17 protein-coding genes are annotated in these 24,423 nt (G+C 70.6%); 12 read left to right on the top strand and 5 right to left on the bottom strand.

Going from position 1 to position 24,423, the window contains the following annotated elements; all coding sequences use genetic code 11:
- Window positions 1-112 precede the first annotated feature (112 nt).
- Together KZ829_RS21710 and KZ829_RS21705 are read left to right on the top strand one after the other, a co-directional pair.
- Entirely contained in the window at window positions 113-1,168 is a 1,056-nt protein-coding gene (locus KZ829_RS21710) for a fatty acid desaturase family protein (protein ID WP_220145762.1), read from the top strand.
- 103 nt (window positions 1,169-1,271) lie between these two features.
- A complete protein-coding gene (locus tag KZ829_RS21705) occupies window positions 1,272-1,532 on the top strand; it encodes a hypothetical protein (protein WP_220145761.1) in 261 nt (86 codons plus the stop codon).
- Between the two features lie 923 nt (window positions 1,533-2,455).
- Here KZ829_RS21705 and KZ829_RS21695 read toward each other — a convergent pair.
- Complete coding sequence (locus tag KZ829_RS21695) at window positions 2,456-3,643, bottom strand: PP2C family protein-serine/threonine phosphatase (RefSeq protein WP_308285603.1); 1,188 nt, start codon at window positions 3,641-3,643, stop codon at window positions 2,456-2,458.
- Window positions 3,644-3,955: 312 nt separating this feature from the next.
- On the opposite strand from KZ829_RS21695, the gene KZ829_RS21690 reads away from it, so the two are divergent.
- The 3 genes from KZ829_RS21690 (at window position 3,956) to KZ829_RS21680 (ending at window position 5,197) form a co-directional block, all read left to right on the top strand.
- Window positions 3,956-4,129 carry a CsbD family protein gene (locus tag KZ829_RS21690; protein ID WP_220145758.1) on the top strand — a complete coding sequence of 58 codons (174 nt, stop codon included), beginning with the start codon at window positions 3,956-3,958 and terminating at the stop codon, window positions 4,127-4,129.
- 242 nt (window positions 4,130-4,371) lie between these two features.
- The gene (locus KZ829_RS21685) at window positions 4,372-4,545 is read left to right on the top strand and encodes a hypothetical protein (RefSeq protein WP_220145757.1); all 174 of its coding nucleotides are present in this window, start codon (window positions 4,372-4,374) and stop codon (window positions 4,543-4,545) included.
- A gap of 85 nt (window positions 4,546-4,630) precedes the next feature.
- A complete protein-coding gene (locus KZ829_RS21680) occupies window positions 4,631-5,197 on the top strand; it encodes a diacylglycerol kinase family protein (RefSeq protein ID WP_220145756.1) in 567 nt (188 codons plus the stop codon).
- Between the two features lie 624 nt (window positions 5,198-5,821).
- Here the strand turns inward: KZ829_RS21680 and KZ829_RS21675 are convergent.
- The 4 genes from KZ829_RS21675 to KZ829_RS21660 all read right to left on the bottom strand — a co-directional run bounded on the left by KZ829_RS21675 (window position 5,822) and on the right by KZ829_RS21660 (window position 11,253).
- Window positions 5,822-7,174, bottom strand: coding sequence for a ricin-type beta-trefoil lectin domain protein (locus tag KZ829_RS21675; RefSeq protein WP_246636076.1), 1,353 nt, complete (start codon window positions 7,172-7,174; stop codon window positions 5,822-5,824).
- Between the two features lie 557 nt (window positions 7,175-7,731).
- Entirely contained in the window at window positions 7,732-8,271 is a 540-nt protein-coding gene (locus KZ829_RS21670) for a hypothetical protein (RefSeq protein ID WP_220145754.1), read from the bottom strand.
- Between the two features lie 23 nt (window positions 8,272-8,294).
- A complete protein-coding gene (locus KZ829_RS21665) occupies window positions 8,295-10,244 on the bottom strand; it encodes a hypothetical protein (protein WP_220145753.1) in 1,950 nt (649 codons plus the stop codon).
- A 4-nt stretch (window positions 10,245-10,248) separates the two neighbouring features.
- Complete coding sequence (locus KZ829_RS21660; protein WP_220145752.1) at window positions 10,249-11,253, bottom strand: hypothetical protein; 1,005 nt, start codon at window positions 11,251-11,253, stop codon at window positions 10,249-10,251.
- Between the two features lie 253 nt (window positions 11,254-11,506).
- On the opposite strand from KZ829_RS21660, the gene KZ829_RS21655 reads away from it, so the two are divergent.
- The 7 genes from KZ829_RS21655 (at window position 11,507) to KZ829_RS21625 (ending at window position 24,404) form a co-directional block, all read left to right on the top strand.
- Window positions 11,507-11,848, top strand: a complete 342-nt coding sequence (locus tag KZ829_RS21655; RefSeq protein ID WP_183221805.1) for a WXG100 family type VII secretion target — start codon at window positions 11,507-11,509, stop codon at window positions 11,846-11,848.
- Between the two features lie 14 nt (window positions 11,849-11,862).
- Window positions 11,863-12,147 (top strand): WXG100 family type VII secretion target, encoded by a 285-nt coding sequence (locus tag KZ829_RS21650; RefSeq protein WP_220145751.1) that lies wholly within the window; start codon window positions 11,863-11,865, stop codon window positions 12,145-12,147.
- Window positions 12,148-12,226: 79 nt separating this feature from the next.
- Window positions 12,227-12,631 (top strand): YbaB/EbfC family nucleoid-associated protein, encoded by a 405-nt coding sequence (locus KZ829_RS21645; RefSeq protein ID WP_220145750.1) that lies wholly within the window; start codon window positions 12,227-12,229, stop codon window positions 12,629-12,631.
- On the top strand, window positions 12,628-12,993 hold the full coding sequence (locus KZ829_RS21640; RefSeq protein ID WP_183221802.1) for a hypothetical protein: 366 nt from the start codon (window positions 12,628-12,630) through the stop codon (window positions 12,991-12,993). Before KZ829_RS21645 ends, KZ829_RS21640 begins: the two co-directional genes overlap by 4 nt.
- A gap of 27 nt (window positions 12,994-13,020) precedes the next feature.
- Window positions 13,021-23,073, top strand: a complete 10,053-nt coding sequence (locus tag KZ829_RS21635; protein ID WP_220145749.1) for a WXG100-like domain-containing protein — start codon at window positions 13,021-13,023, stop codon at window positions 23,071-23,073.
- Window positions 23,070-23,645: a hypothetical protein gene (locus tag KZ829_RS21630; protein WP_220145748.1), complete on the top strand. Its 576-nt coding sequence runs from the start codon at window positions 23,070-23,072 to the stop codon at window positions 23,643-23,645. Before KZ829_RS21635 ends, KZ829_RS21630 begins: the two co-directional genes overlap by 4 nt.
- Window positions 23,646-23,669: 24 nt before the next feature.
- On the top strand, window positions 23,670-24,404 hold the full coding sequence (locus KZ829_RS21625) for a hypothetical protein (RefSeq protein WP_220145747.1): 735 nt from the start codon (window positions 23,670-23,672) through the stop codon (window positions 24,402-24,404).
- Window positions 24,405-24,423 lie beyond the last annotated feature (19 nt).

Genomic DNA, 24,423 nt, shown 5'->3' with positions numbered 1-24,423 from the left:
ACGAACTCCACGGCCTCCCGCCGATGCCGGGCTGCGATGGTGGTGCTAGCACCACCGGGCCAAGGGTCATAGCGCTCCTGACGATTGCCGTCCTGAGCGGTTCGATGGACACATGACAACTCTGACATCGGCGACCGCCGCGGCGCCGCGGGCGGCAACGGCCGGCAGCGACTTCGCCGTCCTGGCCCGCCGCATCAACGCGGAAGGCCTCATGGAACGCCGGGCCGCCTACTACGTCGCCCGGATCAGCGTCGTCGCACTCATGTTCCTCGGCGGGTGGACCGCGTTCTTCCTCATCGGCTCGTCCTGGTGGCAGATGGTGACGGCGGCGTTCCTGGCCATCACCTTCACCCAGGTGGGGCTCCTGGCACACGACCTCGCTCACCGGCAGGTCTTCCGCACTAAGCGGCCGGGAGAGATCGCCGGCCGCATCGCGGGCAACCTCGGCATCGGGATGAGCTACGGCTGGTGGATGGAGAAGCACACCCGCCACCACAACAACCCCAATCACGACGACCTCGACCCGGATGTGGCTCCCGAGGTGCTCATCTGGGCCACCGAATCAGCGCTGGGACGGCGTGGGCTGAAAGGCTTCGTCACCCGGCACCAGGCCGTACTCTTCTTCCCGCTGCTCACCCTGCTCGCCGTCGACCTGAAGATCTCCAGCGTCAAAGCCCTGCGCGGCGGAATCGTGAAACGCCCCCGCCTGGAGAGCGCCCTGCTGATCATGCATGCCGCCGGCTACCTCGCCGCACTGCTGATCGTCCTGCCGCCTTTGCCGGCCCTCGGCTTCCTAATGCTTCACCAGGCCTTTTTCGGCCTCTACCTCGGGATGACCTTCGCACCCAACCACAAGGGAATGCCGCACCCGGCCGGTGACGAGGACTTCCTGCGCAAGCAGGTACTGACCTCCCGCAACGTCCGGGGTGGCCGGTTCACCGACGCGGCGCTGGGCGGCCTGAACTACCAGATCGAGCACCACCTGTTCCCCGGCATGCCGGCACCCAATCTCCGCAAGGCCCAGCCCATCGTCCAGGCCTACTGCGCGGAGATCGGCGTGCCGTACGAGCAGACCAGCCTCACCACGTCCTACCGGCAGGCACTGCGATACCTCCACCAGGTCGGCGCACCGGCCCGCGCCGAGCGCAAGGCCCGCACCGGCCGGTGACGGGCCGTCCAGGCCCGGAGTGACGAAAGATGCGGAAGACGGCGTCGCTCCGGCATCTCGGCGGTGACATCGGGTATGCGGGAAACGGCGTGAGGAGACGACCATGTCTGACAACACTGAAATGATCATCCGGTTCCATCCGATGGGCGGTGAGGACGTGGCGGTGCTGACCAGCGACTTTCAGGGGCCGGACGAAGCGATCGAGGCGATCGCCCGGGCGCTGGACGAGCGACGCACCCTGATCCTCACCCATGCCAGGTACAACCGGGAGACCGACGAGAACGCCGTACTCGTCAACCTGGCCAACATCGTGTCGGTACGGGTCGCACGACGGGACAGCGCGACGAGTGGTCAATACCTGTAGTGACATGACCCGGCCCCGGACATGATGACGAAGACGCGGTAGTCGTCACCTGCTCCCGGCCGGCGTGGCGGACAGGCGACCCGCCGCCCCGTCGCCCAGAATGCCCGACATCACCACCGGACAGCCGACCGGAACAGCGCGTTCGATCGCCTCGCCCGTATCCGCCAGGCCGTGGTCCCGAACAGGAATGAGTCGCCTCATGCGATATCTAAGCGACGTCAACTTGCGTGCTGTCTTAAGTATCCTGGTGGCCCGCGAGGGCGGAACGGTGGACATTTCGAACGCGGATCTCTATAACGCCATGCTGCCCGGCGACGGACGGAGCGAAGGATTCACGATAGCGGAGACTAACACGGGAATTCGAATCTCTCTGGCCGCCGACCGGGACGCTGATACGCCCGGCCGGTAATGAGCCGCCAGGTCGCCCGGGGATCGCGCGGCACCGAAGCCTTACGCCTCGGGCATGCGCTGACCCACCGCGTTCGCCGTGGCGCCACCTCGAACGGGTGGCGCGTCACCGACCGGGTCGCCCCGCCTGGCGGCTTGCTCGCCCTCACACTACCCGCGCCGCACGGAATCATTACTGAGCAGAATTCGCGTCATCCTGTTACGCCACATCTGGCAACTGAGGGCCGTTCCGCCCGCGCTAGCGTTGCGCTGCCGCTGTTTCCATTCTCCTTTTACGAACACCTGGCAGGAATATGATCCGTCAGGTTTTCAGTCCCGATCTCCCCGACGCGGCTCCTCAAACCGGCGACACCCGGGAACGCCCGGCGCGGTCCTGAAATACAAGGGGTAATCATGATCTTCGGAACCATGAAATGGTTCAGCGCGGACAGAGGATTCGGATTGATCACCCGAGATGACGGCGGCACGGAAGATCCCCGGCCAAGAACGGGAAACGCAGCCCTCCGTTAACGGAGTCATGGCGGGCACGCCGCCACCTCGCCGAAGGTCAGGGCGATCACCGCCACGTCATCGTCGACCTCGGCAAACGTGGTGAGCAGGCCGGCGAGGGCATCGACGGCCGCCGCGGCGCCGGCCGGTCTGAGATCGCCCACGAACTCCAGCAGCGCCTGGTCTCCGTAACGTCCGCCGGCCCGGGTCCGGGCCTCGGTCAGTCCGTCGCTGTAGAGGATCATGGTGTCGCCCGGCTCCAGCGAGATCGTCCGGGCCACCAGGCGCGGAGCGGCCAGGATGCCGATCAGCGTGCCACCGTCCGTGGTGTGGTAGGCGGCGGAGCCGTCGGCGCGGACCACCAGGGCCGGTGGGTGGCCTCCGGAGGCGACGGTGGCGGTACAGCCGCTGCCCCGCCGCTCGAGAATGCCGAAGATGACGGTGCAGTGCCGGTGCTCCGGCGCGGCATAGTCCTGGTAGACGACGGCGTTGAGGTTGCGCAGCACGGCGACGGGATCGCTGTCGTAGACGGCCGCGGCCCGCAACGTGTACCGGGCGGTAGCGGTCACCGCCGCGGCGGCCACCCCCTTCCCTCGGACGTCACCGAGGAAAAATCCCCATCGGTCGCCGGAGAGCGGGAAGAGGTCATAGAAGTCTCCGCCGACCTCGTCGGCCGAGGCCATGTGATAAAGGGACGCCGTGCTCATGCCCGGCGGAACCGCCAGTGACGCGGGCAGGAGACTGCGCTGGAGGCCGGCGACGAGCAGGCGGAGCCGATCGCGTTCCCGGTCCGCGGTCCGCCGGGCTTCGAGCAACTCGTTCTCGTACGCACGACGCTCACGGGCGTCGAAAACGGTGGTACGGATCAACATGGGTACGCCGTCGCGGCCGGTCCTGACGACGGAGGTGACCAGGACCGGGAACACGGCGCCGTCACCGGCGCGCATCTCCGCCGCGATGCCCCTGACCTCGTGCTGCAGCCGCAGCAGTGGCACACAGTGCGTCTCGTGGTAGAGACGGCTGCCGGGCGTGAGCAGATCGGCGAAGCGTCGCCGGCCGACCAGATCGACGCCGCCGCATCCCAGCCAGGTGAGCAGAGTGGCGTTGACCTTGACGATCGTGCCGTCCGGCAGAGTGGAGACGAAGCCACACGGCGCGTTGTCGTAGAAGTCGTCGAGGTCGTCCGCCGGCAGCGCCGGGAACAGGACCCGCACCGGGTCCGGGCGGTCCGCGGGCGGGTGTCCGCGACGAGACCGGCGAGCCAGTGGCCACACTAGACGCCGGCCTGACACATCGGTTGGTTCACCCACCGAGTCTCGCACGGGAAGCCGCACGTCACCGGCACGATGAGCAACCGATCGGGCCGGCACCCCGCTCCGACGGCGCCGTCCCTGGCCGGCCGATCGATCGAAGGCCGGCGAAGTGTTTCGTATCGCCGGACGTTGGGCATGCCGGGTACTGCACCGTTGCTCAGCGAGATGTCGTCAGCCGACGAGGTCCGCGTTCGGGCGCGGGAGAGGAGCGTCATGGGACTCGACGACAAGATCGAGAACAAGACGCAGGAAGCCGCCGGCAAGGCCAAGCAGAACATCGGCGAGGCCACCGACGACCAGGATCTCCAGGCCGAGGGCAAGGCCGACCAGAGGTCCTCGAACATCAAGCAGGCCGGCGAGAAGATCAAGGACGCCTTCAAGAAGTGATCATCGCACGCTTCGCCGGGGCCGGCATCCACTGAGGGTGCCGGCCCCGGCTGCTGGCTTCGTCCGGTGAGGCGCCGACGCATCCACGAGGCTGTCGCGCGTCACTCGTACCAAGGGCTGATCTTCGATTTTGGTGTTCGCCGGGCTTGGGCCGGCAGCCGTCGCGGATGGGCGAGCGTCTGATCGACGCTCCGAAATGGGGTGGCCTCGACCCATGGCCGACGACTGATTCAGGAGCAGAGATGATCATCGCGAAAGCGGCCGTGCTCGCCGCTCTGCGAGAACGCGGCCAGTACGGCCGAGCCGAATTCGTCGACCGGGAGCTACCGGACCGCATAGACCTCGATCGGCACGGAGGGTTGCTTGCCATGCTCCGCCTCGACCCGGCGACATTGACGGAAGACCCGTCCGCATGACGTCCGACCGCTCGTAGCCGGCGACGCGAACACAGGCACCCCTCGAGCCGACCGGAGCCACCCTCAAGGAGAGCGAGCCAGCTCGATGACGGTAACCACCACCCGCACCAACCCGGCGCCCCGATCCGCGGTCGTCGTCAACCCGGCGAAGATCGACGATCTCGCCGAGCTGCGCCGCACCGTCGACGGCACGCCGGCGGAGGCCGGCCGGCCGGCGCCACGATGGTTCGAGACGACCGAGGACGACCCCGGGCCCGGCCAGACCCGCGCGGCCGTCGAGTCGGGTGCGCAGGTGGTGTTCGTCTGCGGTGGCGACGGCACCGTGATGTCCGCGGTGTCGGCGCTGGTGACTCTTCGCATCGACGGCGGCACACCGATGCGCCGGCGCGCCCGCTCGGTGCTCATCGCCGACGTCGGCCGGTTGCAGGGAGGACTGAGGCTGCTGAGCGAGGCGCAGCCGGATGACGGCGTCCTGGACGTCGCCGTACCGACGCCGAACACCTTACGCACGTGGATAGCGCTGGGACGGGGACTGATCAGGCTGTGCGTTCCCGAGCCGGCCGGCCACCCCGACCTCAGCGTCGACGCCGGCGCCGCCACCGATCACGCGAACGGCCCGCCCGAATCAGCGGAGAGTAGGCGTTCAGCGTGAGTGCTCGTGAGCCTGCCGAAGTCGACGACAACGCCGCCGCGCCGACTCCCGACGTTTCCGGACCGCCGCAAAGCGATACTCCGGCCTCCGCAGCGCCCTTGCCACGCCGGGAACAAACGGAATCCGGTACGCCGCCGGCGATCGGCCGGCCGGACGATCAACCACACGACACCGGCCCATCCACGAAGACGGGACGGCGGCGTCCGTTGCTGTTGAGGAACCACCACTTCCGGGAGAGGGGAGCGTTGCGCACCGGGTTTGATGGAGACGTCGAAACCTCGGAGGAACACCGGTAACGCCCGCACCGAAGAAGCACGACGATGAGCTGCGTGAGGGTGCGACCTGATTGGCGGATTCACCGGCCCCGGACAGATCGCCTCCGGCCTCGCTTACGCCTGCAGCCTCGTCTGATGTGGACCTGGCGGGGAACCGCCCACGCAGCACCCTGCTGTCCCACACGGCCTGCCCAGAGGAGATCTCTGCCATGATCGAACGCCGTGCGCACGAGGCGCAGCAGCGCGAGGTCGCGCAGCCGTTGCGGGTCGTATCCCGGAACGCGCGGAAAGGGCGCGGGAGCTTGTCCGCTTCCGCGCCCTGACCGTCAGCGTGCCCCTCGGCCGGCCGTCACGCGGCCTTCACGAAGTACTGCGCGGCCGAACCGTTGCAGTCCCAGATCTGCAGTCGCGCGCCGTCCACTGTCGAGCCTCCCGGGGAGTCCAGGCACTTGTTGGAGTTCGGGTTGCGCAACCGGTTACCTTCCTGGACCCAGTTCTGTGCGCCGCTGCCGTTGCAGTCCCAGAGCTGCACCTTCGTGCCGTTGGCCGTACCCGCGCTGGTGACGTCGAGGCACCGGCCCAACGTCCGCAGGGTCTGGCCGTCCCAGCTCCACTGCTGGTCCTTCGAAAGAGAAGGTCCCTGACAGGTCCACAGCTGCACGGCCGCGCCATTGCCGCCCGTGTCGTTTCCGGCCACGTCCACGCACTTGCCGCCCGGCCCGTTGATCTGCGTCGCGGGTCCGCCCGTGGGAGGCGGCGTCGTGCCCCCGCCGTCCTGGTAGTAGCGCACGTAGTCGATCGATGCGGTGAGCGGGAACTGGCTCTGCACGGGGTTCTGTCCGGGGTACGTGCCGCCCAGCGCCAGGTTGAAGATGAGGTGGAACGGCTTGCGGAACTCCTCCAAGGTCGCCGGTGTCGTGTCGATCACGTGCGTTTGCACACCGTCGACGTACCAGCGGATCTGCGCGGCCGTCCACTCGATCGCATAGACGTGGAAGGCCGCTGCGTTGTTGACGGCGGGGTTCGCGACGTAGTTGGCGTTCTGACCCGCTGTCCACGGGAACACGCCGGTCCGGAGATCCCAGAAGATGTTGTTCGTCACGGTCGCGTTCGCGTTCGCGTGTTCCATGATGTCGACCTCGCCGCAACTGGCCCAGTTGGTGGGCAGGCGGTCGTAGTAGGTCTGCGCCGGGTTGTAGGCGCCCGTGGACGTCTCGTCGCACGAGTCACCGAGCATCCAGAAGGCCGGCCACGAGCCGGTGGCGGTCGGGAGCGCCATGCGCGCCTCGATGCGGCCGTACTGGAAGGACCTCTTCGTGTCCGTCGTCATGCGGCACGACGTCTGGTAGAAGTTGCGGCCGTTGACCGTGATGGGCGTCGTGAGCCAGTTGGCGCGCATCACGAGGTTGCCGCCGGACTGCGTGCAGTTCTCGGGGCGGTACCACTCCCACTCGCCGTTGCCCCAACCGTCGAAAGCATTGAGGCCGGGATTGAGCCCGTTGCCGACGTTGTAGTTCCAGTTGGCGCTGCTGGGCGCGCCGGACCCGTTGAACTCGTCGGCCCACACGAGGTTCCACGCGGCCTGTGCGGGCTGCTGCTGGACGACCGCGCTGCCGACGAGTGCGGTGACGGCCGCGGTGAGGAGGACCATGAGGCGCCGGCGCTTGCGTGACAGCGCTCGGTCCGCGAAATCTGCATTCATTGTCACGGAGAACGTCCTCTCGTACGGAGTGGTCGATCTGCTGGGAGGAGCGACATGAGACCCGTTTCTGTAAACATTGTTACGTAAATATTTCCAGATGTCGATGCGACGGGAGTCGATGGCCGCCGGTGGATCGGCACGAGCCCTTGTCGCACGTGCCGGCGCAGCACCATCCGCGGGTGCTGGTCCGTAGTCCTACGCGCTCAAGCCCACGGCCTGCCGGCCATCGATCTCTTCCACGTCGACACCGTCCGTGCATCGGACAAGGACCACCCGCCCGGCTTCACACCGATGCCGCCGTCGTGCAGAACGCGGACCAGATCGATGAAGCCGGGCTCCTGAACGTTCAGCGAGGCGAAATCCGGCCGCTGTGTCGCTGGTAGCGACGCCCAGCGTGACACCAGCCGCCGATGGGCTCCGCCGGCGTACGACCGCCGTTGAGGCACGCCACCAGCCTGCGACCCATGCTCGTCAGTGCACCTTTCACGGGCTGACGGCGGGCTGTTCGGCCGGTGTCTTGATGCCGTGACCTGCACCGTCGTAGCCGGCGGCCCCGTTCACGGCCGGCGGCCGAGGGCCCGGGCGCTCAGCGGGCTGAGTCTCGGCGACGCGAGGATGCGCTGCTCCAGGAAACGTACGACCGGGTGGCCGGTGACCTCCGAGCGCCGTACGACGGAGTGGGTGCCGCCGGCGAACTCGGACAGGGCCTCCAGGTCGCCGGCGTAGCGGGTGAACTCCTCCGGCGTCACGTAGAAGATGGTCGGCCGGGGAGGATCGCCGTCGCCGGCCCATTCGAAGGGCCAGGCGAGTTGCTCCTCGGTGCCGGCGCGGGCCGGATCAGGGGTGACCGAGTACTGCGCCGTCAGGATCTCCAGCAGGCGAGCCTGAGCCGGCGTCGTGAAGTCGGCGATGTCCGCGGGCAGCGTGTCCAGCGACCACGGGCGCTCCGTGCCGGGAGCCGGCACGAACGACACCGAGACGGTCTGGTTGAGGTCGAAGGTGTACATGCCGTCGTACAAGGAGGCGTTTTCGGCCTCCTCGTCCCAACCGCGCGCTCGTACCCGAACGTTGTAGTCGGCGTCCGACCCCAGTTTCACCGGTCAACCCCCTTTCTCGCAGGCTAGCGGCCGCCCAGGATCTTGCGGATCTCGGGCTCGTAGGCCGCCTCCTCGCGCTTGCCGGTGACCACACCCCCGCCGGGGGTCCGCACCTCGAACGCCTGCTCGTCGGTGACCACGCCGCGGGCCTCGTCGTCGGCCGGATGGACGCCGGCCGTCCGGTCGTCGCCGACTCGGCGCCGGTTGAGCTCGGGCGCAACGGTCCCGGGCTTCTCCACGCGGGCCGGACCGGTGGTGCTGATCGCGGCACGGCTGCGCAGTTCCTTCGGCACCTCTTCGAGTTTGGACACGCGGCTGCCGGCCGGTGGCGGCGCGGGGGCGTCGATGATCGGGTTGCCGGCGGCGGCGCGGGCCTGTTCGGCGCCGAGCCAGGACGGACCCGCCGTAGTGGTGGGGGCCGTCCGGCTTCGCGACGGGGTGGGCGGCTCAGAGGTACGCGTGGGCCGCTGCAACACCGGCGGGGTCGTGCCGTCGCGCGGCGTGGTGTCACCGCCGGTGGGCGCGGTGGGGCGCATCTCCTGCCGGCTGCCGGGGCGGACCCGGTCGCGGTCGCCGGCGGGATTCTTCAGTACCGGCGGCGCGGTGTTGCCGGTCGGGCGGCCGAAGGCGTCGTCGCCGGCGGCGGTCGGCCTGACCGGCGTGCGCTGGCCCGAGCGGTCGTCCCGGCCACGCTCGCCTGGCCGGCCCGGCTGCGGCTGGCCCGGGTTGGCCCGGGACGGATCGACCGGCACGTTCGGCCGGCGCAGCGTCTTGCCCGGCGGTTGGTTGGACCCGGGCGGGAGCTGGCTGCCGCCCCCCGGTCCTCTGGTGAAGGCGTTCTTGGTCAGCTGGCCGGGATTCGGCGGCTTGCTCGTGTTCGGCGCCGGCGGGGCGGCCGACTTGTTCAGCTGTGACGGCGCCGGGCCGGGGCCGGGGCTGGTGACCGGTGGCTTCACGCCCGGGTTGGTGAACGCCGGGGGCGGCGGTGGCAGGGTGAGCATCGGCGGGTTCACCGGCGGGTTCACCGGATTCGGTGTGCCCGGGTTCGAGGGCAGATCGGTCGCCGGCGCCTCCGGCGCGTCGGACGGTGTCTTCGGCGGGGTGATCGTCGGCTTGTCCCCGCCCGGCAGCGGCGGGGCGGGCGGCTGGTTCTGCTGAGCCGGTGGGGGCGGCGGCGGGACGCCCGGCGGCAGCGTGCCGGGATTCGGCGCGCCCGGAGGCAGCGACGGCGCGTTCGGCATGGCGGGTCTGCCCGGCGTGTTGAGGACCACGTTCATCGGGCGGTAGGGCGGGCCGACACCGGTGTTCACCATCGAGGTGTATTCGTAGTGCTCGTTGCCGACCCGGTAGGCGAGTTCCTGGGCCCGTCGTTGGAAATCCCGGGTGACCTGGTCGACCTGCTCCTTGACCTGCTGTTGCTTGGAGTCGTCCCAGGTCTCGAAGCCGTAGTGCCGTGAAACGTCGACCCATTCGCTGAGCTGGCCGGTGAAGTCGACCTTCTGGGCGTTCTTGAGCGCCTGTTCGTACTCGGTCCAGAGGGTGTCGATGTCACGCCGGGCGTCGATGGTGATCTGCGTGAGATGGCGCAGGGCGGTGACGTTCTTCTGGACGGCGTCCATCCAGACGTCCAGATAGGCGAGGGCCTCGCCGGGGCCTCTGCGCAGGAACGCGTCCCGGGCCTTCGGCGACTCCCAGCGTTCGTCGTGCAGCAGGGTGCTCTCCCGCAACACGTACGTCCGGACGTTGTCCAGCATGGTCCACGCGTTCTGCCACTGGTCGCCCAGCGCGGAGATCTGCTCCGGGTGCATGTTGCGGATGCGTGCCCGGATCTCCTCGATCGTCATGTTGTTGCCGTCGTCGGCCTTCGACGTGAACGGTTCCGACGACGACTCGTGCTGGCCGTAGTGCAGCTGCCCGCTGTACGGGCTGTATCCGTAGTTCGGATCCGCCTTGGCGCCCCAGTAGTCGACCATGTGCTCAGAGGCTGCCGTTCAGGTACGGGTCGTACTTCTCGTTGAGAGGTCTCTGCACGCCGGGCTGCCCCTCGGTCTCGGCGCCGATCACGATCCGGTCGGTCACGTCGCCCTTCGCGTTGTACGTCGTCTCGGTGCGGGCACCGGTCTCCGGGTCGATCGTGACCTCGCGGCGCCCGCCCGTGCTGGTCTGCGCGGTCTCGCCGGTCAGCTCGCCCTTGCCGTCGTACGTGGTCGTCGTGGTGGTCGTGGTGTCGCCGCTCGTGACCACCTTCACCTGCTGGTTCCTGGTGGCGTCGTACGACGTCGTGGTGCGGGTGCTGCTGGTCGAGACCACGCCACCCTTGCTGTTGTAGACCGTGGTCGTGACGACCGTGGTGCCGGTGCCCGGAATCGTGGTCGTCACCACCTCGCGGGTCTGACCGGTGACCACGTTCTCCGAGGTCAGCGTCGACTGGTACGGCGACTGGACGGTGGAGGTCGCCGGACCCCACTCGGCGCTCGTCTCGGTCGGCGGAACGACACCGGCGGCGCCCGCGCGCAGCGCCTCCTCGTACGTCTGCCCGATGCCCTTGGGCAGCCCGGCCGGGCGCGGGACGCTCTTGTCGCCGAAGGCGAACAGGACGTCGTTGAGGTCCGCGGCGCCGATGGCGTCGCCGTTGCCGTAGATGTCCGCGATGGTCTGCGCCGCGGAGCCCACGTTGAACAGGGTCTCGCCGAGATTGCCGAGATAGGCGCTCAGCTCGGAGGCGTTGGCCAGAAGCTGCGACCGCAGGAAGGCCGCCTCGCCGAGCACCATGCCGTTCCACGCCTCGACCGGCATGCTGAACAGCTCTTTGAGGTGGGCGGCGCGGCCGGCCAGGTCGAACCGCTGGTCCAGCATGTCCTTGGCGTAGTCGCGCATGCCCTCGACATCGACCTTCAGCGGGTCGCCGCTCACCCACGGTGTGTGGGTGTTCGCGTACGTCTCCGAGGAGTACGGCGCGGTCTCCCCTGGTTCGTGGCCCATCCTGCCTCCCCGTCCTGGCTGCCCGTCCGACACGACACCGTAGCGCTGCCAGGGTAGTCGGCCGGGAGCGTGGTGGCGAAGGACTTGAACGTCGATCGTGGCACAAACCATTGATGCAAATTGGCCACTCCGGGTGGCCGTGGCTGGACGATCACCGTTACCGTCAGCGTTCGATGCAGAATCGTGTGCCGCTTCGATCGGAGCGAGCCGACACCGAGAGGCGGGGTGAACCACTTTGTCAGCGACACCCGGAATGGGCCAGGTGCATGCCACCCAGGACCAGCTGAACGCGATGGCGCAGCGGTGTGAGGACACCGGCCAGAACATCACGACCGGCATGGCGCAGCTTCTGGACCGGGTCCAGTCGCTCGGCGGCGGCGGCATGGCGGGCGCGGCCAACAACGCTCTTCAGGACGTTTCCGTGCAGCTCAACGAGGGTCTCAAGAAGATCATCAACGCGCTCGACGAACTGGCCGGCAAGATGAGCAACGCCTCCACGCAGTACGGCGTGAACGACGAGGACGCGGCCAACGAGATCCGCGCCGCGGCGGCCGCCACCGGCGACAGTTCCGTGATCAGCATCCTGCGCGGCTGAGGGGAGATTTCGACATGAGCATCACCTACAACTTCGGTCAGATCAACGACGTCGCCACCGCGATCGGCACTTTCCAGGGCCGGATGGACCAGGATCTGAACGATCTCTACACGGCGTTCACGCAGCTGTTCGCGCAGGACTGGCAGGGTCAGGCGGGTACCGCCTGCGACGATGCCCGGCAGAAGTGGAACCAGGGCGCTACCGAGATCAAGACCGCGCTGGCCAGCGTCGGCGTGAAGCTCGGCGCGTCGGCGGACCGGATGCAGCAGATCGACCAGCAGATCGCGTCCGGAATGTAGTGGAGCCGGCCGGCGCCGGCTGGACATCCCCATCGGATCGTCCGGCCGGTCGCCCGGCCGGGTGAGAGAGGCGAGAGAGTTGGCGGACGTACCGGGGCGACCCGACTGGGGCGTGCTCCGCGGCATGATGGCCGACCTGCGGAAGGCCACCAAGGGCCTGCCCGACCTGCAGCGCAGGATGCTGGAGGTGACCGGCACTGCCTGGTCACCGGACGGCATGATCAAGGCGGTCGTCGGCCCGCGCGGGCATCTGCTCGAACTGGACATCGACCCGCGGGTGCTGCGCCAGCCGAACTCGAAGGCCCTGTCGGCGAGCATCGTGCGGACCGTGCGCGCGGCCGTCGAGAACGCCGGTGAACAGAGCCGTGAGCTGCTCAGCGGCAGCCTGCCCGGCGACCTGCGCGCCATCGGCGACACCGACATGACAACGTTCGTCGGCAGCCACGACGCCGACGTACGCCTGCGGAGCGAGGATCGCGAATGAGCAACTTCGTGGAGATCAGGTCCAGCCCTGCCGAGATCATCAGCATCGCCACCGGCCTCCGTAACCGCGGGGCCGACCTGGTCACGGCGGTGTCCGGAATCTGTCACGAGATCGAGGCGCAGGAGCGGGAACCCAAGACGTTCCCGAGCGACCAGTTCACCGACCCGTTCGTGGCGCAGTACAAGAAGGTCGCCGACGCCACCGACGGCGACGGCCACCCGGCCAACGAAGCCGTACGGCTCGGCGCCGCGTACTGTGGCACGAAACTCACCGAGATCGGCGACTTCGTCAACAAGGCGATGGTCAACTACGAGGCCGGCGACCAGCAGGGCGCGACCGAGATCAACCAGAGCGCCCGCTGACGCATGAGCCACGAGGAACACGAGGTCATGACCTCGATCCTCGACTGGTTCGGCCAGATCGAGGAGTGGATCCCCGGTGCCGGGTCGTGGGCCGCTGACCTGCTGATCGGCCCGATTCCGCTGGCGTACGCCAACAACGCCTACGACCTGGCCGACCAGTGGGGGCGGCTCGCGGACGCGCTCAACGAGGCGTACCAGGAGGTCATGCAGGCGGCCAACCCGATCCTGGAGAACTGGTCGGGCGACGGCGCCGCGCAGGTCTTCACGCAGGAGTGGTTCGCGTACCTCGAAGGTCTGCGCCAGACCGCCGAGAGCGCCGCCCAGATGCAGCGCGGCGCCCAGAACTTCGGGCTCGAGGTCGAGCTGATGAAGTTCATGGCGGCCCTGAACCTGATCATGCTCGCGGTCTCCATCTACATGCTGATCGCCGCCGCGATCCCGACCGCCGGCGCCGCGCTCGGCGCCGCGCCGGGCCTCTTCGCCGCCTGCCGCATCGCCCTGGCGAAGGCCGCCACCACCACGGTCAGCAAGATCGCGGCGCTCGAGCTGCGGGTCGTCATGCGCAGCCTGGCCACGCTGTTCACCAAGCTTCCCGGCGCGATCGCCACCCGGGTCGGCCCGGCCGTGATCCGTGCCGCCGCCCCACGCATCATCGCCGCCGCCGGCCCGCGGATCACCTCGGCGATGACCAGGGACGCGATCGCCCGGGGAGCCCGCACCATCGTGGCGCGCGGCATCTCCAAAGCGGTCGCCAACCGGCTCGCCGCACAGAGTCTGCGCGGGCTCGCCGCCCAGCAGGTCGGCGGCGTGCTGCGCCGGCAGGCCATGCGTGAGGCGCAGCGTCAGCTCTCCAAGGAGATCCGCCGGCAGCTGGTGCAGAACTGGGCCCGCCGCGGGGTTCAACAGGCCGCCACCACCACGGTCGGCCGGATCGCGGCCACCCGGGCCGCGGAGGTCACGCTCGGCAAGGAGTTCGCCAAGTACGTCGGTGTCCGCGTCGCCTTCGGCGCCGGCTTCATGGGCGGCGGCAACCTGCTCGGCCAGTTCGGCCAGGGACTGTCCGGCAACCGGACCGAAGGTCTCGACTGGGGCCAGATCAGGACGCACACCATCCAGGGCGCCGCCTACGGCGCCGGCATGTTCGGCGGCGTGGTCGGGCACGGCGTCGGGGGCGGCCTCGCCGGTGGCGGATTGACGTACGGCCAGGAGCTCATCGACTACGTCAAGAGCGACGGCAAGAACGAGATCGACTGGGGCGCCGTGCGGCACAGCGCGGCCGAGGGCGCGATGGCGGGTGTCGTCTTCGGCGGCCAGACGGTCCTGGAGAACGCCAACCCCGGCATGCCGCACACCCGGATGGGCTCGGTCCGCATCGGCGCCGACGTGCAGTTCCTGCCGGGCGACAACGGCGGCTTCAACCTCGCGTCGACCCGGGCGAACGGCCGCGAAGGGCTGTTGCTGACCAGCGACGGCTACGTGGCGTTCGAGCGCCGCGGCGAGGTCAGCGTCCCGGACGAGATCGCCGGCCGCTCCGATGTGGTCGCCGCGATGAACCAGCACTTCCCGAGCGGCGCCGTCGACGCGCCCGCGCCACGCGGTGAGGGCGGCGGTGGCGCCGGCGCGCGGTCCGGTGACAACACCACCGGAGTACGGCAGAGCGGTGGGGACCGGGACACCGGCGGCAGGCCGCAGGATCCGGCCCCGAGAACCGAGGAACGGGTACGGGTACGGGTACGGGTACCGGCTGATCCGGACGGGGCCGGGGCCGGACGAGGCGCCGAACCACCCGCCGGTTCCGACCGCCCGGCAGCGGACCGGAGCCGGGGAGACGGCGGACACCCGCCGGACTCCGGGACGCCGGCGCGGCCTGAGGCCCCTGATCGTGGGCCCGTTGCCGAGAACGCCCCGGTAACCGACCGGGGAGCGGTCGCCGACCGGGGACCCGGCGCCGATCGCACGCCGGTCACGGACCGTGCCCCGGACGGCGACCGCACGCCTGCCGCTGACCGTGGGCCGGTCGCGGAACCCCGGACCACAGCGGACACGACGACCTCCGCGGGTGACCGGACCGGCTCGGCCACTGACCGTGGGGCGCCGGAGCGCACGGCGCCGGAGCGGCGTGCGGACGACGCTCCCCCGCCCGGCCGGCCGGCGGACGGCCCGGCGCGTACCGACACGACACCGACCGGCCCCCGCGGCGACGGGCCGGTGCACGACGCCGATGCGCCGCCGCCCCGGGACCCGGCCACGACACGGGCGGACCAGGACACCGGCGCGCCACGCGACGGCGACAACGCCGTACCCGGCCGCGGCGACGGCGATCCGCCCGCCGGACCACCGCGGGACCCGGACGAGGCGGGCCCGCCGGCCGATCGAACCGGCGAGGAACCGCCGCTGCGCAGCGCCGGCGCCGAGGTCGGCGAGATGCCGACACCGGAGTCGATCCGGCAGGGCACGGTACGCATGGAGCTGCACCCCGACTTCCCGGATGTGACGCGGTTCCTCACCGACAACGGCTTCCGGCTGGTCGAGGACCCGGCCGGGCCACGGGTCGTCATCCGGCACGTCTACAGCGCCGACGGCAAGACGTTTCTGCACGAGGAACGCGAGGTGCGCCACCTCGACGGCATGCGCTGGCTGGATCTGGAGCACGAGCTCGACCACGTCCGGCAGATGCTCGACCGGTTCGGCGGCGAACTGGGCACCGAGGCGTACCGGGAGCGCGCCAACGGCACCCGGGTCGAGCTCAAGGGCGCCCAGCGGATTCTGTCGGCCAAGTACGACACGATCGTGGAGTACCACGTGCGGCTGCAGGAGGCGATCCGGCTCCTCGAACGCGGCGTGGATCCCGCGCTGGTCCGCGAGCACCTGGCCGGGGTCGACGAACGCCGTGCGCTGATGAACCAGAAGGTGCACCAGCGCGACTCGGCGGCACAGAACTGGCGGCGCGAGCACTTCTCCGACATCCCGTCCCTGGAGAACCGCCTGCGGGAGCTGCGGACCGACTTCGAGAACGGCCCGGCTGACCGTTCCGGCGACCCGGGTGACGCGATGACCGGCGCGTCCATCCGGCCGCGGGACGAGTTCGCGGCGTACGACTGGGCGGAGCGGGCGTACGACCGGTTCCGGGCCGACGACGCGGACGTCGCCGAGATCGCCGGAAACCTCCGGGACGTACCCCGCTCCGAGGGCCGGGCCGGCTACACGCCTGCGGAGATCCATCAGATCAAGCAGCACCTGATGGTGGAGCCGCACCGGATCACCGATTACGACGGCACCGTCGAGATCCGGCGCTTCGACGCCTCCCCCGACATCGCCGAGGCCTGGATCCGGCTGCGGGAGGGCCGGCACCTCCCCGAGGATCTGGTGCTGCTCAACCACGAGCTGGCCGAGTCGAACCACATGCGCCGCAATCCCGAGGCGGACTACCGGGAAGCCCACGACGCCGCCAACCAGCAGCACAATTGGCAGGACATCGTGCCGGCGCGCACCGGCGAGGACCTGGACAACAGATGGGGAGGGCGGCACTCGGATGGCGCTGCTGGTCGACTTCCGGAAAACCCGCGAGGACGAGAGACAGGTGGAATATCAGTTCGGTCACCCGGCGATGGACCGGGTGCTGGTGATCGAGAAGGTCTCGCTGGCGGGGAGCCCGGTGGACGGGACGGTGGACCGGGCGTACGCGGCGGTGCTCACGAAGATCCTTCGGCTGCGGCGCGAACGGGAGAGCTGGCCGGCGGGCGGGACGTACGCGGCGTAGACCCGTACCGTCTGGTGTCGGTCGACGGGCCCGTTCCGGACCATCCGGTGGCCGCGCCGCACGAGGTCGCCGCCGTGCTGGAGGCCGAGCTGGGCGCGCTGGTCGCCGGCCGCGAGGCCGGGGCGCCGGACCAGCCGCACCGCGCCGACTGGGATGCGGAGTCGCGGACCCTGCGGGTCCGCTACGGCGACGGGCTCGAGATCGACGTCGTCGTACAGGTCAACGAGTCGGTGCCGCCCGGGCGGTCGGTGGTGGTCCGGCCCGCGCTGGAGCCGCTGGACGGCGGCGGCTGGCGGCAGGCGCAACCGGCCGGTGTGGTGCTGTCGCCGCATGTGCCGGGAGATCCGGCGGCCCGCGCGCCGCACGTGACCGACGCGCTGGACGCGGCCTTCCGGGCGGTACACGACGAGCTGGGGCCGCAGCTGCGGCCGGCGGACGACGGCGTGCCGCCACGCGGCGACGGGCCGGACGGACCGTCGCGGCCGGGTGACGACACCCCGCCGCCGCGCGCCGACGGGCCGGAGGCGCTGCGCGGGCTGGAGGAGACGACCTCGCCCGACGTGCCGGTGCGGGACGCCGACGGGGTCGGTGTGCACCGGGCGGACCCGTCCGAGCCGCCGGCTTCCCCACCGCTCACCCCGGACAGCGTGCGGCAGACGCTGACCGGCCGCGGCGGGCCGGAGCAGCTCGGACGCTGGGCGGGCGAGCATCTCGCCGACCACGACCGGAACGGGACACCGCGGCCGAAGAGCGCCGAGGAGATCGCCGCGACCGTCGACCGGCTGGGCGACGAGGCCCTCGACCGCGTCACGCCGATGGAGACGGCCCGGCCGGAAGGGGTCCGGCACACGGCCAGCGCGATCGAGGGCACCGACTTCGTGCCCGATGGGCGGCCATGGCAGCAGCCCGACGTGACGGTGGGCGACCTGCGCCAGGCCGCGCACAACGCGCTGGCGGGCGACTTCACCGACGGCCGGGTCGCGTACGTCGTGCCGGACGGGCCGACCGTCCGGGTGGAGATGACCGATGGCGCCGTCCGGCACTTCCGGCCGGAGGTCGGCCAGGGCATGCGCGCCCTGGCGGAGACCACGGTCCGGTCCGGTACGCCGGACGACCCGCACATCGTCCGGGTCAACAACCGGGTGGCGGCGGATCAGCTGTCCCGGGTGTGGGTGCACGAGATCACCGAGACGCTGGCGCTCCAGCACGCGAGCGAGAACCGGGCGCAGCCGCACGGCGTGGTCCGCCGTGCGCTGTCGGCGATCGGCCGCGTCTTCGGTGGTGGGGAGCAGCCCCGGCCGGAGACGTCCGTTCCGCGGGCGGTTCGGGTGGACGCGCACACGGCCGCGCGGCTCAACGAGCGGCTGCATCTGCAGCGGCTGCACGACTGGGCACACGGGCGGCCGGAGGAGCAGCAGCGGCTGCGGCAGGAGATCGACGGCCTCGACCGGGACCTGGAGGCGCTGGGGCATCGGATTCCCCGCCAGTTGTTCGACTGGGGCGGAACGGCCCCACCACGAACCGGCCTCGACCCGGTGATCGGTGGGCGGCAGCACACGGCGCCGGATCCCGCGTACCGGGTGCCGGACTGGTATCGCAACGACGGGCCGGAGACCCCGGCGATGCCGCGCTTCGACGACGCCGGGCCGGAGACCGGCCGGCCCCATGACGACGACGGGACGCCGCATGACCCGGCGCCACGCGACGAGGTTCCGCCGGAGCCGGTGCCGCACGATCCCGGCGGCGACGGTCCACGAGGCCCCGGCGAACCCCGTACCCCCCTGCGGGAGCTCTTCCCGCGCACCGAGGAGCAGGCCGCGCACTGGGGGCCGGTGGCCGAGCGAGCCTTCGCGCGCGAGCTGAGCGGGCGCGACTACGCCGGCTTCGACGTACGCGTCGACAGCGTGCACGCCCAGCCCGGCCACATGGTCGCCCGGATGAGCGTCATGCACCCGGACCGGCCCGACCCGGTCGGACGGATCACCCGCGAGTTCGTCATCGACCGCGACACCGGGCATCTCGAGGCCTTCCACGTCACGCTGGCCCTGGACCACGGCATCCAGGGATCCGGGTTCGCCCGGGCGTTCAACGACCATCTGGAGGGCTGGTACGCCGAGTCCGGCGTGAGCCGCATCGGCCTGCACGCCGCGTCGACCGTGGGCGGGTACGCGTGGGCCCGTGCCGGTTACGGATGGGACACCACCCGGTTCGGCGGCAGCGAGGCGCACTCGGCGTTCCAGCGCCTCGAGGCCGAACTCACCAAGCTGACCGACGACCTGGCCCGCCTGGACGAGGCGGAACTCCAGGGCGACACCCGCCGAGTCGACAGCATCCTGCACCGCCACGGCATCGACGACCCCGGCACGGCGTGGGATCGGCTCAACGCCCAGCGGGCCGCCGCGGAGCACCTGCTCGCGGACTACCGGGCCACCCGGTTCGGCGACCCGGACTTCCCGACGCCGTACGACATCAGCCAGGCCGGGCGCACCGACGAGAGCGGCTCCAGCGCCACCTGGATCGGCAAACGGGCCATGATGGGCGGCAGCTGGCACGGGTCCAAGGTGCCCGAGCCGCGCCCCGAGGCGCCGCTGCGGGCCGAACCGGACCCGCCCGCCGCGGCACACCCGGAACGGCCGCCGGCCGACGAGCCCGTACGACCGGGCGACCCGGCGCCCGAGGACCGGCCGTCGTTGTACCGGCGCGACGACGAGGTCCTCACCGAGGCGGAGCGGCAGGCCCAGCGCGACCGGATCGACCGCGCGCTGAACCCGGACCGGTTCCCGGAGCCGGATCCCGGGCCGGCCGTCCACCACGAGCCCGCCCGTACCAATCTCGATGTGCTCTTCAACGGCAGCGACGTGCCGCTGCACCCGGACGCCGTCACCCACGTCGCCGACCTCATGGGCCTGGACCTCACCGGGGTGGACATCCGCCTGGTGACGGACATGGCCGAGCTCGGGCACATGGACGCCGGCCGGATCAGCGCCGTCACACCGCCGGAGATGCGGGGCGCGGAGATCCGTTTCGGCCCGGCCGCCTTCGCCGACGCGGAGACCCTGGCCGCTACCGTCGCTCACGAGCACACACACGTCGTCCAGCTCCGCGAGGGCCGCGACCCCAGCACGCACACGTTGCGACAACTCGAGGACGAGGCGTTCGCCGGCGAAGCCGCCGCGCTCCAGCGGTTCCGGCAGGGATTCGAAGGGTGGGAGAGTGTCCGAGAAGGCACAGTTCCTGATCGAGGAGGTCCTGGATCTGCCGAGCCGGGGCGGGTTGCTGGTGACGGGCCGGGTGCTCGCGGGGCAGATCTCGCCGGGGCAGAGCCTGCTGGACGCGGTGACCGGGGCGACGGCGGAGGTTCTCGGGGTGGAGTTCGAGACGCCCCGCAATCGCGAGCTGAACCTCACGACGCTGGTGGTGCAGCGCGTGACGCCGACGCCGGTGGCCGTCGGCCGGGTCCTGGTGACCTGAACCGTCCGATCGGCGGGCGGCGACCGGAGGAGCCGCCCTTCGGCTACGACCGCTTCTACCGCGATCCGGAGTGGACGCCCGAGGCGCTCACGTTCGAGGTACGGCTCGGCGCGCACTACTTCAACGACGTGGAGACGCTGAACGCGGCCCGGGACGCGGTCAGCCGGCTGCGCGACGTGCTCACCGATCTCGCCACCAGTGACGTCAACGACCCGGCGGCCCGGGCGGCGATCAGCAGGAACGTCGAGGCGACGTTCTTCCGCGGCGACGAGAGCGCCATCACCAGCGCCGGGCAGGTCGGCCTGGGCGTGCCGCTGGACGCGCTGCTGCGCGACGGCAACGTCCGCGAGCTGACCACGGCGTTCTACAACGCGGCCTACTTCAACCGGGACAGCCCGCACACTCTCGCCAGGACGCTGCTCGACGTGATCGACAACGCCCGCTGGGACGAGGCGCGCCGGGCCGGCATCGACGTCACCGAGCTGCGCGGCATGGAACGCCAGCTGGACCACAGCCTCAACCGAGCGATCATGGGCCGCGTCGAGGAGCGGTTCCCGCCGTCGGAGTCGCCGCGCTTCAACCGGCACCCGTTCGCCACCGCCAACGTGATCATGCGCTCGGACCGGCCGTTCCGGGATCTGACCGAGGTGATCAGCAGCCAGGCCGGCCGGCGGCCCAGGAGCCCCGACGAACAGTTGGAGCTCGCCACCACCCTGGGGCACTACGAGCGGTTGGGGGCGCCGCTCGGCCGCTTCGAACGGGCCTTCGTCGAGTCGGTCGTCGGCCGGTTGGACGCCGACACCAAACTGCCGTGGCGCGAGGGGTACGTCTGGCACGACACCGGCGGCAGCGGCTGGGCCACCCGGATCGGGCGGGACGGCTACCCGGTGCTGGACGGCGTCTCGGCCACCACCACCCGCATGCTGACCGGCGCGAAGATGCTGGGCATTCACGGGGTGGCGGCGGAACGCTTCCTGCACAGCCTGATCGGCTGGATGCTGCCGGCCCGTGACCACTCGCTGATCGAGCTGCTCCGCGGCGCCAGCATCGCCGGTGTCGAGCCCGTCGCCGTGCATTCGCGCGGGGTGCGGCCGACGGCGATCGACCTCTACCGCAACATCCCCGGCATCGACCAGCACACCCTGCGTACCCGGATCGCGCCCGACGGCCTGCTGCCGCACGAGGCCCGCTACCTGCACCACGCCCTCGATCCGGACGGGTTCACCGAGACACGGCACAAGGTGCCGCAGATCGCCGACCGGCTCTGGCCCCAGTTGGAGACCGGCCGGGTCACCGACGCCGACCTGGCGCACTGGCTGGAGCGCAACGGCGCCGATCCGGTCGAACTCGCCCAGCGGCTGACCAAGCCGCACGTCATGGCGCTGACCGTCTACACCCGGCACAGCCACTACCTGATCAACAACGTGATCACCGCCCAGATGCTGACCTTCGGGGCGTCCGAGCCGGCCGTCCGGGCGGTGCACGACCGCAAGATCGGCCAACTGGTCGACAACTACCTCGGCAAGCTGTCCGAGGGCGAGAAGCCGCTGCCGCTGCCCCTCGCGCTGCGGCCGGTGCTGCACGACGGCCCCGGGCACCTGGACTCCACCTCACCGCTGCGCCCGGCGGCGCGACGATGGCTCGACGCCGTCAACGACATGCAGGCGGCCAGGGAGGACGTGCGGCGTCACCTGGCCGAGGGCGACCGGGTCGCGGCCCGACAGGCGAAGGCCGAGGTCATGCGGGCCGACGCCGAGATCCAGGCGGCCCGCGAGCAGATCGGCCGGGAGCTGGGCGAGGTGGCGCCCCGGCTCTTCGAGGAGGTCCGCTGGCACGCCGACATGGTCTACGACGCCCTGCGGCAACTACCGGCGATCGGTACGCCCGAACGCCCGGTGATCGCCTACCGCGGCGACTGGTCGACCCCGGTCTGGTCGCCCATCTACGGCAACCGGATGTTCCCGGACGGGACCGCCCTGAGCGTGCTGAGCGTCAGCCGCCTGCCGGAGGTCGCCGTCCGGTTCATGGCCGAGAACCCGGCCAGCGACAACCGGATCATCGCGGTCTACAAACTCACCGGCGTCAACGCCCGCGACATCTCGGTGTTCTCCTCCTTCCCCAGGGACCAGGAGGCGGTGCTGCCGCCCGGGTCGCGCACCCGCCAGGTGCACGATCCGGTCCTGGAGCAGCAGACCCGTGATCAGCTGCCACCGGAGTGGCGCGACCGGACCCGGATCATCGTGCTGGAGGAGCAGAGCGGCGGTTTCCGGACGGACCTGCCGCACGGCACCGATTTCATCAGTGACGGTGAGGGCTACTCGGAGCGGGCCGCCGAGGCGTACGTGCGCATCCGTGACAGCCCGGAGGACACGGCGGCCGTCGCCGCGAACACCGGCATCGATCCCGCCGTCATCGAGGGCATGCGGCAGAACCTGTTCGTCCAGCAGCATGAGGTGCCCCTCGGCCCGAACCAGGTGACGCGGGGCTACTTCACCCCGATCGACCGGGTGGCCGAACTCTGGGACGGCGCCCGCGAAGGAACCCTGAACGCCAAGAACCTGGCCCGGTTCCGCAGTCTCGCGGCCCACGAGTACGTCGAGTACCGGCTGATGGAGGCCGGCCTGCCCTACCGGTCAGCACATCCGGACGCCTTCGACGCCGAGGGCGTGTCGGTCCTGAACCCCGACCATCCCGGCGCGCACGACCTGGCGCCCAACGAGTGGCGGCCCGAGGCGCCCTTCCGGCACTGGCGGATCTTCGGCCTGGACGGTTCCGGCATCCGGATGGCCGACGATCTCTCGAACCTGGATCAGGTCGTCGAAGCGGCTCTGCGAGGATTGCGGCGATGACACCTGATCAAGCCGTACACGCCGTGGCCGCCCGTCTGCGCGCCGTCGACTGGGCACGCCACGGGCACCGCTGCTGGTCGAAGAGCGCCCTGCTGCGCGAATACTTCCGCCGGGCGGCACAGTGGGCGGCCGCCCGTGAGTGCGATACCGCCGTACCCTTCTTCGACATCGCGGCGTGTGTCGATCCGGGCGTCCGCGCCGGCCAGCGGGTGATCGACGATCTGGTCGACGACGTGGACGGGGGCTGGGACGTCGACAATGTGATCCCGTTCGTCCTGCACTGGGCCGCCTTGCGGGCCACCCCCGGATTCGTGGTCCCGGCCGGTCTCGCGGACCCGTTCGAGCCACTGATCCTGCTGTTCGAACGCGACGGCGGTTTCCACATCGAGAACGGCGAGGTCGACCTCGAGTACCGGTCCGTGCCGATGCGCGGCTGGCGCAAGCATGCCGGCGACCCGCCGATGCCCAGCTTCGCTCCCGAGGTTCTCGATGAGATCGACCGGGCGGGATCCGTCGCCCAGTTCGGATACCTCATCGGACCCGACGGCGGGCCTGCCGGGGAGGTGTCGTGACCGGCATGGGCGAGGGGCGTGGACATGGCTGACGCGCGGGTGGAGCTGGGTGAGCAGGGCTGGCGCCACTTCAGCGGCCTGCACCGGCTGCTGCTGAACCTGGCCGGCCGGGTCCCCGACGATTGGCTGAACCACGTCCGGGCGATGCTCGCCGCCGGTGACCTGGCCAAGATCCCGGACCACGTCTCCGGGGCGACGGCCGAGCTCGGCGTGCCGCTGACCACCGGCCAGGTGGCGCTGCTGCGCGAGACGGTGGCGACGTTCTTCGGCGGCCGGGAGCCGATGCGCATCGACGGAGTACGGATCGCGGAGGAGATCCCGGCGACCGCCCACCGGTTCTCCCCGGTGCCGGCGGACGTCCTGGCGACCGACGGGGCCCGGATCCCGCCCCGGCTGGACCTCAGCGGCCGGCCCGGTGACGACCTGTGGGACCTGCCGCCCGCGCTGGCCCCCCTGGACGACCTGGCCACCCGGCTGACCGACCTCGAGGACAGCGCACCGCTGAGCGTGCTGCGCGGTCGCGAGGACGTGCTCTCGATCGCCCGGGCCTGGCGCTTCCCGCCCGGGGCGGGCGTCCGGGTGGTGCTGATCGAGGTCGCCGCCGGCGCGGCGGCGTGGGACATCACGCGTACGGTCCAGCAGGCGCTGCACCGGCACGGCGACCCCGGCGCGCAGGTCGAGGTGTTCTGGACCGGCGAGGATCTGCCGCCCTACCACCGGACCGCGCTCGCCGGTGCGGCCCTGCTCCAGCGGGCGTGAGACGGGTAGATTGCCATGG

Source organism: Actinoplanes hulinensis, from assembly GCF_019429605.1.
In the GTDB taxonomy this organism is placed as follows: domain Bacteria; phylum Actinomycetota; class Actinomycetes; order Mycobacteriales; family Micromonosporaceae; genus Actinoplanes; species Actinoplanes campanulatus.
This window is presented reverse-complemented; position numbering and strand designations above follow the sequence as displayed.

Bases quoted from the DNA above. Each gene is read 5' to 3' on its own strand.
- KZ829_RS21660 (WP_220145752.1), bottom strand. From the start codon at position 11,253: ATGGGCCACGAACCAGGGGAGACCGCGCCGTACTCCTCGGAGACGTAC.
- KZ829_RS21680 (WP_220145756.1), top strand. From the start codon at position 4,631: ATGACGGTAACCACCACCCGCACCAACCCGGCGCCCCGATCCGCGGTC.
- KZ829_RS21685 (WP_220145757.1), top strand. From the start codon at position 4,372: ATGATCATCGCGAAAGCGGCCGTGCTCGCCGCTCTGCGAGAACGCGGC.
- KZ829_RS21710 (WP_220145762.1), top strand. From the start codon at position 113: ATGACAACTCTGACATCGGCGACCGCCGCGGCGCCGCGGGCGGCAACG.
- KZ829_RS21675 (WP_246636076.1), bottom strand. From the start codon at position 7,174: ATGAATGCAGATTTCGCGGACCGAGCGCTGTCACGCAAGCGCCGGCGC.
- KZ829_RS21635 (WP_220145749.1), top strand. From the start codon at position 13,021: ATGACCTCGATCCTCGACTGGTTCGGCCAGATCGAGGAGTGGATCCCC.
- KZ829_RS21665 (WP_220145753.1), bottom strand. From the start codon at position 10,244: ATGGTCGACTACTGGGGCGCCAAGGCGGATCCGAACTACGGATACAGC.
- KZ829_RS21655 (WP_183221805.1), top strand. From the start codon at position 11,507: ATGGGCCAGGTGCATGCCACCCAGGACCAGCTGAACGCGATGGCGCAG.
- KZ829_RS21705 (WP_220145761.1), top strand. From the start codon at position 1,272: ATGTCTGACAACACTGAAATGATCATCCGGTTCCATCCGATGGGCGGT.
- KZ829_RS21640 (WP_183221802.1), top strand. From the start codon at position 12,628: ATGAGCAACTTCGTGGAGATCAGGTCCAGCCCTGCCGAGATCATCAGC.
- KZ829_RS21650 (WP_220145751.1), top strand. From the start codon at position 11,863: ATGAGCATCACCTACAACTTCGGTCAGATCAACGACGTCGCCACCGCG.
- KZ829_RS21630 (WP_220145748.1), top strand. From the start codon at position 23,070: ATGACACCTGATCAAGCCGTACACGCCGTGGCCGCCCGTCTGCGCGCC.
- KZ829_RS21690 (WP_220145758.1), top strand. From the start codon at position 3,956: ATGGGACTCGACGACAAGATCGAGAACAAGACGCAGGAAGCCGCCGGC.
- KZ829_RS21625 (WP_220145747.1), top strand. From the start codon at position 23,670: ATGGCTGACGCGCGGGTGGAGCTGGGTGAGCAGGGCTGGCGCCACTTC.